Here is a 10,075-nt window from a genome sequence, read left to right as displayed (position 1 = left end):
ATCAGCCCTCTCAGACCAGCCGGTAGTCGAAGTCCGCGCTGTCCGCGCGTTCGTGCCCGAGCAGCACGAAGAGGAAGGTGCGCTCGTCGCCGTCGTCGAGGCCGGCCCACTCGTCGATGGCGATGTTGTCGAAGCCGAGGACGGCCCCGCAGCCGACGCCGAGCGCGGCGGCGGCCGTGTAGGCCGTCTGCGCCACGGCGCCCACCTCGGAGTTGAGCACCCGGTAGCCGCGGCTGCCGTAGGCGTCGAGGGTGCTGCGCCAGCGCCCCGAGATCGCCAGGACGGCGCCGACCTGCTCGAGGTTGTAGTTGCTGAGGTAGTAGGCGCGTTGGAGCTTCTCGGCGAGCGGCATCTCCCGTACCACGCGCAGCCGGTGGCCTGTGCCGTCGTAGCGGTACGTGCCGCTCGGCAGCCCGGTGACCCGGTTGGCGAGGACGTACAGTCCCGTCAGCCCGACGTCGCCCGGCACCACGTCGGCGACGTAGCGGTGCGCCGAGGCGGTGCCGGCCAGGACGGTGCCGAGCTCGTCGAGGCCGAGCGGGCGGGAGCGGGTGAACGAGCCGAAGCTGGTCCGCCGGGAGCGGATCGTGGCGGCGAGGTCCGGTGCCAGGCGGTCGGTGAGCGGCTCGGGCAGTTCGATGTCCTCGCCGGTGGCGGGCGGCACGGGTACGAGACTCCCCGCGACCTCGGTGTCCGGGCGGGCGCGCCGGTCCGCGAGGACGGCTTGGTGCACCTGCTCGATCTGCTCGAAGGTGCGCGGGCGGGCGGACCGCTCGAAGCTCGGCCGGTCGATCAGGCCGGTGGTGCTGCCGTCGCAGTGAACGGGGTCTGGGTCGGCGCTGGGCTCGGCGGGCGCGGCGCACGGCAGCGGGACCACGGCCAGCGCGCACTCCTCGGCGGTGTCGAGCCCGAGGAGGCCGTTCAGCCGCTCGTCGTCGAACCACAGCACGCGCGTCAGCCGCCTGCCGAGCCCTCGCGCGATCAGCTCCCAACTCCCCAGCAGGGCACCGGAGTCCTGGGTGACGACGTGGTAGCAGAAGCTGTTGTACTTGAAGGAGTTCTTCCAGAAGCGGACGGTGACGACGAGGTAGCCGTCGGCGTCACCGGCTTCCCTTCCGCACGCCGCGCGCACCTCGTCGGTGAGGTCACCGGCGAGCAGCCGCTCGAAGCCGTGGTGGGCGGTGGAGTAGTGGTAGACGCCGGGGGTGAGCGGGCCGCCCGGTCCCGCCACCCAGTACACCTCCAGCGGGTACATCCCGCCCCCGGAGGCGGTGCCCCTCCCCCACAGCGCCTCCGGGTAGAGCACCCGGACGTGGCTGTCCTGGTTCCAGCTCACCCGCAGTCGGCGGTCGAGGACGCCGTACGACAGGCGCAGCAGCGCGGCGAGCGAGTCGAGGGTCCACGGAGGTCCGTGTCCGGCGGGGGGTTCGCCGAAGAGGACGTCGGCCACGCCCGCCGACATCAGATCGGCCCCCGGGGGCAGGGGGAAGCGCCGTACGCCCAGGTAGGTCTTGTGCCGGGAGGGCTGGTCCGCCCAGTCGGGGGTGAATCCGATCGGCTCCATCGGCTCCCGGCCGCGCCGGAACACCGACTCCACATAGTCGCTGACGACCTGCGTGCGGTTGTCGGACACGGGGTCTTCTCCTTCGGCCGGGATCGACGGGGACGGCGGGCGGCTCACGGGAACGGGTGCGGGCGGCGGTTGAGCCCGGTGGGTCCGAACCCTGCCGCACGGGAGTGGATCTCGGCGAGCGCGCCGTCGAGGTAGGCCTTCAACCGGGGGTGTTCCAGGGCACGTTGGCGCTCCCAGCCGAAGTCGATCGGCACCAGTCCCGGTGCCAGGACGCTCAGCGTGCGGATGCCGGTGCCGTCCTGCTCGGGGCAGGTCTGGTCCACGGCGACGACGTCGCTGCCCACCTCGCGCAGGCGCTCCATCACGAAGCGCGCGTCGTCCGCCAGGTCGAGGGTCTCGGGGCGCTGCGCGAGCCACGGCCCGTACAGCTCGTCCATCGACCGGGGCGGGGCCGCGTCCAGCAGGAAGTCGCAGACCGACGCCATCTCCGGGAGACCGTAGAGCAGGGCGTGGTGGGTGAGTTCGTGGACGCGGTCGTAGTCGGTGACCATCGCGCGCAGGTCGGGGAGCTTCGCCTCCACGCGTTCGTCCATGCCCGGGATGTACGAGGCGGTCTCGGCGATGGCCGCGCGCACCGCCTCCACCGGGTCGAGGCTCGCGCCGGCAGCGAAGCACAGCCGGCCCAGTCCGCCGTCCAGCCGCTCGGCGACCGCCATCACGGCGGGTACGGGAAGGTCGACGCGCATGTCGAACAGCCGCATCCGGTAACCGAGTCGGGCGACCCGGTCGAGGACGAACTGGACCTCCTCGTCGACGACGGTCGCCTGGTCGATCTCGGGGAGCTTCGCGGAGCCGTACCAGCACAGCAGGAAGGCGTCGCGCTCGATGAGTTCGAGCATGCCGTGCAGCAGCGCCTCCTCGGTACTGCTGCCGCTGGCACAGCCGTTGGAGCACTCCTGGACGAACTTCCGGTCCGGGCGCCGGTCGAGGTAGAAGACGAACTGCTCGGGCACGAGCAACGGCCGCTGCTCGCCGAAGGAGTAGCCCCACACCCAGTGGGTCGGGGCGTCCGGGTGGTAGGGCTGGTAGTAGTCGTGGTGCCCGGCGTAGAACTCCGGGCGGTACGCGCCCATCGACGCCGGGTCGAGGGCGTCCGGCGCGAGCTCGCGGTAACTGCCGTACGTCTTCGGGTCCTTGGCGCGCGGGAACTGGCCCGCGTAGCGCTCCAGGCCCTCCAGCATGCCGTAGCGCTCGCTGCTCGCCGAGCTCTGTGACTGACCGCTCCACCACATCTCGTGGTAGTCGTACTTGCTGCGCACCCGGAAGTAGCCGCTGACGGGGAGGGTCGCGCTGCACTGGTAGACGCGGCGGGCGGCACTCGCGAGCGCCCCGCAGACCTCGCCCACCAGTCCGCCGGTGGGCAGCGTCAGGTCGGCGGCGGACGCGCCGCGGTAGGTGGTCGGGTCCGGCTTGGGCCGGGGGTTCAGCGGCAGCGCCGCCGCCTCGGCGGTGTCGGGGACCGGAGTGGCGCAGTGCTCGCACTCGGAGTCGGCGATCAGGTCGTGGCGGCTGACCGTGAGGTCGCCGGTCCGCAGTTCGACGATCCGGCCGATCCCCCGTGCACCTGGGGCGAGTTGGGCGTCCGTCGTCTCGGCGTAGACGAGCTGGGCGATCTGTTCCAGGGCGAAGGGGGTGAGTGAGGAGGCAGCGGCCGCCCATCTGTCGGCGCCTTCCTCGATGGGCTTGCGCTCCTCGACGGGGCGCAGCGCCAGCCAGCGGCGTTCCAGGCAGCGGCCGCAGGGCCGGCTGGTGCCGTCGGCGCGGTGCAGGGGGCCCAGCAGCACGGCCTGGCCGTACAGGCGTACCGGGTAGACGAGTCCCTCGGCCGTTCCCGCCCCGCTCGGCGCGGCGGGCGCCGGCAGGCCGAGCTCGCCGACGTCGACCGTGACGCCGGTACCGGCACGTCCGGCCAGATAGCCGCGGACGGCCTCGGTCTCCCGGGGCTCGTCCAGGACCGCCGCGGTGGTCACCGCGTTCGACACCACATTCATCCGTCCGCCCAGTCGCTTCGAAGAGGGGGGTGTGCGGCTCCCCGTCGTACGGCGGGACCGTCCGTCTCGCGGGCGACGGGTCCGCCGGGCAACCGCACGTGCCGGCCTGACGACCGGGCCGGTGGCAGGAGTCCACCGACCCGGTCTCTCACTCTTGGCCGGCTGTCAGCTCGTGCTGGTGGAGCAGGAGCAGCAGCTGCTGGTGGAGCAGGAGCAGCAGCTGGAGCAGGAGCAGGACGAGCTGGACCAGGCCAGCTCGACGGACTCGTCCGTCATCTCCTCGATCTCGAACGTCGCGCTCTCCAGAACGCTCAGTTCGTCCTTGAGCTCAGCGGACATGGTGATCCTCCCATCGTGGTGGGATGTGCACCCGGAACGGGTGTTCCGAGAACCGTGACGCGCCTCGGGGGCGCGGACCAGCTCGCTGCCCCGCTACTTACCAGCGAGCAGGATCGTTCCTGTGACCATGCCGTGGACCGCGTGCAGGTCGATCGTCGTGGTGTCGACGAACAGCGCGCGCGTGCCCTCCGCGTCCAGTCGCTCCAGCGCCTCGGACATCGGCATGTCCGGCTGGCCGAAGGACCATTCGGTCTTGGCGTCGCCCTCGGCGAGGGCCCGGGGGTCGAAGTCCGCCAGCAGCGGATCCCCGGGGTCCAGGGGCGCGCCTTCGTAGTGCCGGCCGACCGCGAGGCCGACGGCGTCCCGCACGGCCTGGCGTACGGCGGCGCGGACCGAGAGGGCCGAGCCGGTCGCCCAGTCGACCGTGGTGCCGTCGGTGCCGTCGGCGTCCTCGACGACGGCGAGGACGGCGCAGCTCGGTGCGGCGCCGGGCAGCGCGTAGACGCGGGCGCGCCGTCCGACGGGCCTGAGGCTGCCGAGTGCGAAGGCGGTCTCGTCGTCGCCGGCCAGCCATTCCTCGCCGAGCGGGACGGCGGGGGCCTCGCCGCGGATCGCGCGGAGGAGTCCGCGGTACGCGAGCGCCGAGCACAGCCCGCGTTCCTGTACGTCCTCGGTCGTCCACCCGGCCGCCGCGCCGGCGGGGCTCGGCTCGTACGCCAGGCGGGAGTTGGCCGGGGAGAGCGGGTGGACGGCGGCCGCGGGGACCCGCCAGCGGGTTCCGTCGTGCAGGGACACGGCGGTCAACTGCCGTTCGGCCGCCTGCTCTTCAGGCAGGCCGCTGAAGAGGTCGAGTCGCTCGGCGGCGACGGTCTCGGCGTCGTCCGCGGGTGTTCCGTCCGGCGGTCCGACGGGGCCGAGCCGGCCGACGTAGCAGCTCACCGCCGCCTGCACCGAGCGCGTACGGGCGACGAGGACCGTGTCGATGTCGAACCCGGCGATCTCGCGCGGTCCGTCGGCCAGGGAGCCGGCCGGGCCGAGCCGTACGCGGCCCGTCTTGAGCGGGATCTGCCGGATCGCGTCGTCGGTCCAGCCGGACAGCACGCCGAACTCCGGGGAGACCAGGACGGCCGCGCGGCCGTAGGCGTCGCTGTCGTCGGCGGGCGGGCGCACGGACGTGTCGGGGAGCGCTCGTGTGTGCCGCATGGGGCATCCGGGGTGGGGCAGGACCCGTTCGCGGCGGGATTCGAGGGTCGTCAAGTCCTGTACGACGGCGTGGCGTTCGTCGTCCGGCTGCAACTGGCCGGTGCGCAGCCGGAAGACCTCGAAGGCGAGCGCGTTGCCGACCATGGACTGTGCCACCGCGCTGCCGCTCGGCGCCTCGGACCCGGTCGGGCCGACGGCAAGTCCCCGCCAGAAGTCGGCCATGAGCCCCGGGTCGGTGTTGGCGGACAGCCGCAGTTGGGCGCACACCCAGCACGGCTGCTCGGCGGGGCCGGACACCGGCCCCACGACCATGCGGTGGGCGTCGGCCACGACGGGGATCAGCCGTGGACCGTCGGCGAGTTGACGTAGTCGGTGGGTCAACTCGCCTAGCGTGCCGCTGCCCGAGCCGTCGGCGACCGCCACGACGACGTCGAAGTCGGCCAGTTCGGCGGGGGGCGAGGGCAGCACGACGACGCGTGCCGGGACGCCCGCGCCGGAGAGCCGGGCCGCCTCGGCCTCGAACGCGTCGCCCCACGCGGTGTCGTCCAGGGATATCTCGGCGAGCCCGTTGCGCAGCAGGCCACGGACGGCCGCCTCGGCGACGCCTCCGGGCGGGCCGCTGAGGAGAACGCGGGAGGCGCGGAACCGGGCGAACAGCTCCTGCGGCGTCCGCTCGTCCGCGTGCATGAAGTGTTCGACGAAGTTGATCTGCGGCGCGTACCGGTCCAGTACGGCGGCCGGCAGCATCCCCGTGTCGGGGCGGGGGACGGCGCGGGCGAACCCGCGGGCGAGCAGGGTGCGCATCAGTCCGACGGCGGTTTTGCGGCGGTTGTCGTCCAGGCCCTCGCATAATTCCGCGACGGTGTGCTCACCCGTCATTCGCGGACCGAGGACGGACATCCACTCATATGCGCCGGCGCCTTTGAGGACACACGATGTCTCGGAGCTTCTCAGATATATGCCGGTGTCGACGCGAAGGAAAACCACGTCGTTGCGCAAGCGGGGTCTTATCCCGGTCAGTGGTGCACTGTCGATCATTTGCATATGTCCCCTCGCAGGATCGTGCGCATATCGACGGTGGGGCACCGCTACCCGCGTCCACCGGGGAGGATTGTGTAGCCGCTGTGACGACTCCGTCAACGGTTCGTGCCAACTTCAATGGCCGCTGCCCGGTTGGACCCTGTTTGAACGTGTCGAAATGCCACCTCGCCGGCGGCGCTTTCCAAGGCCCCTCCGACCGTGAATGGATCTCCGCTTGGCGGGCGCCACGGAGGAGTTGCGCCGAAAATCCGGTGACGGGCCCGGGGGACAGAGGACCATAAACGGCGGGATCGGGTCCGCGGTGTAACCGGCGGTAGTATCCATGCGTCGCGACAATCTTTTTCGTCGCCCTGATTCCGGTCGCAAACGCGCCGAAGCCGGCCGGACGGTGAAGTCGCCCGGCCTGCCGGCGGGTTCACGGAGCACCTCTCGCGCGGCGGACCACCGGCGTCACACACCCGTGGACGCCCGCCACAGGTCGGACCATTCGCTCTCGTGAGGAGCGGAACACCGCGCGGCGCATGGCACGCCGCAACGTTCCGCCCCTGCGACTTGCGCGCCCCCGCGGTCGAAGTCGGCGGCCACAGAGGGGAGTTGACGGCTCGCGCCGGCGGTGACGGGGTGTGAGGCCGTGTGGGCCGCGTACGTCGCGACGGGCGGGACGGCGGGATCCGCGCCGCCGATGCCGACCGCACCGGCCGCGGCCGACCGCGTCCGACCGGGTTCCGTCCACCGTGACCGCCGAACTGTGCTACGGTCTCGGTGTTGCAGTTGTGGTACCCATGAACCTATGTGCGCCTGACGGGAATGTCCTCAGGCGCATTATTTGTTTTCCGGGATCTCCGGATGGGGCCTCTGCCTACAGAAGGAGAAGATCATGGCTCAGGGAACCGTGAAGTGGTTCAACGCCGAAAAGGGTTTCGGCTTCATCCAGCAGGACGGCGGCGGCCCGGACGTGTTCGCCCACTACTCGAACATCGCCACCCAGGGCTTCCGTGAGCTCCAGGAGGGCCAGCGGGTCTCCTTCGACGTCACGCCGGGCCAGAAGGGCCCGCAGGCGGAGAACATCGTCCCCGCCTGATCACCGGACGCGTATCCGCAGACCGGGGTCCGCACCGTCATGGTGCGGACCCCGGTCTGCGCGGTTTCCAGGAAGGCAGAACACCGCATGCCCCGCAGGCCCCAGAAGTCACCCCGGCGTACGTCGTCGGCCCCGTCCCCCGCATCCTCGCCCCGGGAGTTCCGGCTGCCGGAAAGCACGACCCCCGCTCTGCCCGCCGTCGAGGACTTCGCCGCGCTGGACATGCCCGCGGGACTGCTGAAGACCCTCACCGCGCAGGGCGTGACCGCGCCCTTCCCCATCCAGGCCGCCACGCTGCCCAACTCGCTCGCGGGCCGCGACCTGCTGGGGCGGGGGCGCACCGGCTCCGGCAAGACCCTCGCGTTCGGACTCGCGCTGCTGGCCCGTACGGCCGGACTGCGCGCCGAGTCCAGGGCGCCGCTGGCCCTCGTGCTCGTGCCCACGCGCGAACTCGCCCAGCAGGTGACGGACGCGCTGACTCCCTACGCGACGGCGGTGAACCTCCGGCTGGCCACCGTGGTCGGCGGGCTGTCCATCACCAAGCAGGCGGCGACGCTGCGGCGCGGCGTCGAGGTGCTCGTGGCGTGCCCGGGCCGGCTCAACGACCTCGTGGAGCGCGGTGACTGCGTCCTCGACGACGTACGCATCACGGTCCTGGACGAGGCCGACCAGATGACCGACATGGGCTTCCTGCCGCAGATCACCAAGCTGATCCAGCGGGTACGGCCCGACGGTCAGCGCATGCTCTTCTCGGCCACCCTGGACGCCAACATCGACCGCCTGGTCCAGCGGTTCCTGACCGATCCCGTGGTGCACTCCGTGGATCCGTCCGCGGGAGCGGTGACCACGATGGAGCACCACGTGCTCCACGTCCTGGACGAGACCGACAAGAAGGCCGTCACCACGCGCATCGCGGCCCGCGACGGCCGGGTCATCCTCTTCCTCGACACCAAGCGGTCCGCCGACCGGCTCACCAAGCGGCTCCTGGCCGTCGGCGTCCGTGCGGGCGCACTGCACGGAGGCCGCAGCCAGCCCCAGCGGACCCGCACCCTGGAACAGTTCAAGACCGGTCAGGTCACCGCGCTGGTGGCGACGAACGTCGCGGCCCGGGGCATACACATCGACGACCTCGACCTGGTGGTCAACGTCGATCCCCCTACCGACCACAAGGACTACCTCCACCGGGGCGGCCGCACGGCCCGTGCCGGCGGCTCCGGCAGCGTGGTCACGCTCGTGCTGCCCGACCAGAAGCGGGACATCACCCGGCTGATGTCGGACGCGGGCATCCGCCCGAAGACCGCCCGCGTCACGTCCACCGACGCGGAACTGGCCACCCTCACCGGGGCCCGCGAGCCGTCCGGCGTGCCCGTCACCATCGAGGTCCCCCAGCCCGCGACGCCGACGGCCACCCGCGCGGAGCGGAAGCCCGGGACCAAGCCCGGCGGGCGGTCCGGCCGTCCGCGCCGAAGCGGCGGCGGGGCGCAAACGGCGACGGGTACCGCCGCCACGGGCAAGCAGAGCCGGGGCACGGCCAAGGCGACCGCCTCTGGCGGCACCGCCACGACCGGCGGACGCGGCACCTCCGCGACCGGCGGACGCGGCACCTCCGCGACGAGCGGGCGCGGTACTGCCCGTAGGTCGGGATCCGGCGGGACCAGCGCCGGTGCGGTCGGCACGGGCGGACGCGGCTCGGAACGCCGGTCGACGACCGGTGCCGCATCCGCATCCGCATCCGGCAACGCCGCGGCTCCTGCCCGATCCGGCCGACGGGCGGCAGCAGGCGGCGCCAAGGGCGGAGCCGCGGGCACCGGTGGCCGAGGCCGCCGACGCCCCGCCGGCTGAGCCGGACGTCAGCTGGTCGTGCCACGCTCGCGGCGGGTTCCCCGCCCGGGCGTGGGGTCCAGGTAGACGCGTTTGATGGACGGGAGCAGGGCGCGCAGGCGGTTCTCGGCGTCCTCGCAGGCGTACTCGATCTGCTCGGCGGTCGAGACGTCACGGAAGCCGACCTTCGCGGCGACCAGAACCTCGTGCGGGCCCTGCACGAGCGTCGTCAGTTCCTGGACCTCTTCGATGGGGCCCACGGACAGCAGTTCATGCCGTACCGCGTCCCGCAGCGGCTTCGCCAGGGCGCGGCCGATGAGGAACTCGGTGTTGGAGCGGCCCAGTTCCCAGGCGACGAAGACGAGCAGCACGCCGATGAGGATCGAGGCGATGCCGTCCCAGATGCCGGATCCGGAGAGCTGGGTGAGGAAGAGGCCGAGCGCGGCGAGCACCAGGCCGACGAGGGCGGCCGAGTCCTCCATCACGACGGCCTTGACGGCGGTGTCGGGCGTGTGGCGCAGGTGGCGCAGGATGGGCAGGCGGCGGCGCTGCGCCTGGCCGGCGGCCTGCTTGAGGCCGGTGCGCAGGGAGATGCTCTCCAGCACGAAGGCGACGGCGAGCACGATGTAGGAGATCGTCGGGTTGCCGGGCTTCTCGCCGTGGGTCAGCGAGTGGATGCCGTCGTACAGGGCGAACACGCCGCCGCCCACGAAGGTGGCGACGGAGGCGAGGAGCGCCCAGACGTACCGCGCGGGGCCGTAGCCGAAGGGGTGGTCCTCGTCGGCGGGCTTCTCACTGCGCTTCAGCGAGGTCAGCAGGAGCAGCTCCGTGACGGTGTCCGCCACCGAGTGACCGGCCTCGGCGAGCATCGCGCTCGAACCGCTGAGGACGCCCGCGACGGCCTTCGCCAGCGCCACGCCCAGGTTGGCGGCCGCCGCGACGATGACGGTGACCATGGACTCACTG

At 72.1% G+C, this 10,075-nt stretch carries 7 protein-coding genes; 2 read left to right on the top strand and 5 right to left on the bottom strand.

The genetic code is table 11. The features are described 5' to 3' along the window. Positions 1-10: 10 nt before the first annotated feature. The 4 genes from QFZ74_RS29680 to QFZ74_RS29665 all read right to left on the bottom strand — a co-directional run bounded on the left by QFZ74_RS29680 (position 11) and on the right by QFZ74_RS29665 (position 6,045). Complete coding sequence (locus QFZ74_RS29680) at positions 11-1,633, bottom strand: SagB family peptide dehydrogenase (protein ID WP_307623929.1); 1,623 nt, start codon at positions 1,631-1,633, stop codon at positions 11-13. Between the two features lie 44 nt (positions 1,634-1,677). Beyond that, positions 1,678-3,615, bottom strand: coding sequence for a TOMM precursor leader peptide-binding protein (locus QFZ74_RS29675; protein ID WP_307623928.1), 1,938 nt, complete (start codon positions 3,613-3,615; stop codon positions 1,678-1,680). A 174-nt stretch (positions 3,616-3,789) separates the two neighbouring features. Further along, on the bottom strand, positions 3,790-3,963 hold the full coding sequence (locus tag QFZ74_RS29670) for a hypothetical protein (RefSeq protein ID WP_307623927.1): 174 nt from the start codon (positions 3,961-3,963) through the stop codon (positions 3,790-3,792). 93 nt (positions 3,964-4,056) lie between these two features. Next, entirely contained in the window at positions 4,057-6,045 is a 1,989-nt protein-coding gene (locus QFZ74_RS29665; protein WP_307623926.1) for a TOMM precursor leader peptide-binding protein, read from the bottom strand. A gap of 1,039 nt (positions 6,046-7,084) precedes the next feature. On the opposite strand from QFZ74_RS29665, the gene QFZ74_RS29660 reads away from it, so the two are divergent. Next, positions 7,085-7,288 (top strand): cold-shock protein, encoded by a 204-nt coding sequence (locus tag QFZ74_RS29660; RefSeq protein WP_307623925.1) that lies wholly within the window; start codon positions 7,085-7,087, stop codon positions 7,286-7,288. 87 nt (positions 7,289-7,375) lie between these two features. Continuing rightward, on the top strand, positions 7,376-9,130 hold the full coding sequence (locus tag QFZ74_RS29655; protein WP_307623924.1) for a DEAD/DEAH box helicase: 1,755 nt from the start codon (positions 7,376-7,378) through the stop codon (positions 9,128-9,130). Positions 9,131-9,138: 8 nt separating this feature from the next. Here QFZ74_RS29655 and QFZ74_RS29650 read toward each other — a convergent pair whose 3' ends face one another. Continuing rightward, a complete protein-coding gene (locus QFZ74_RS29650) occupies positions 9,139-10,065 on the bottom strand; it encodes a cation diffusion facilitator family transporter (RefSeq protein ID WP_307623923.1) in 927 nt (308 codons plus the stop codon). Between the last annotated feature and the right edge of the window lie 10 nt (positions 10,066-10,075).

This window comes from Streptomyces sp. V3I7 (assembly GCF_030817495.1).
GTDB lineage: Bacteria > Actinomycetota > Actinomycetes > Streptomycetales > Streptomycetaceae > Streptomyces.
This window is presented reverse-complemented; position numbering and strand designations above follow the sequence as displayed.

Bases quoted from the DNA above. Each gene is read 5' to 3' on its own strand.
- QFZ74_RS29670 (WP_307623927.1), bottom strand. From the start codon at position 3,963: ATGTCCGCTGAGCTCAAGGACGAACTGAGCGTTCTGGAGAGCGCGACG.
- QFZ74_RS29665 (WP_307623926.1), bottom strand. From the start codon at position 6,045: ATGACGGGTGAGCACACCGTCGCGGAATTATGCGAGGGCCTGGACGAC.
- QFZ74_RS29660 (WP_307623925.1), top strand. From the start codon at position 7,085: ATGGCTCAGGGAACCGTGAAGTGGTTCAACGCCGAAAAGGGTTTCGGC.
- QFZ74_RS29655 (WP_307623924.1), top strand. From the start codon at position 7,376: ATGCCCCGCAGGCCCCAGAAGTCACCCCGGCGTACGTCGTCGGCCCCG.
- QFZ74_RS29650 (WP_307623923.1), bottom strand. From the start codon at position 10,065: ATGGTCACCGTCATCGTCGCGGCGGCCGCCAACCTGGGCGTGGCGCTG.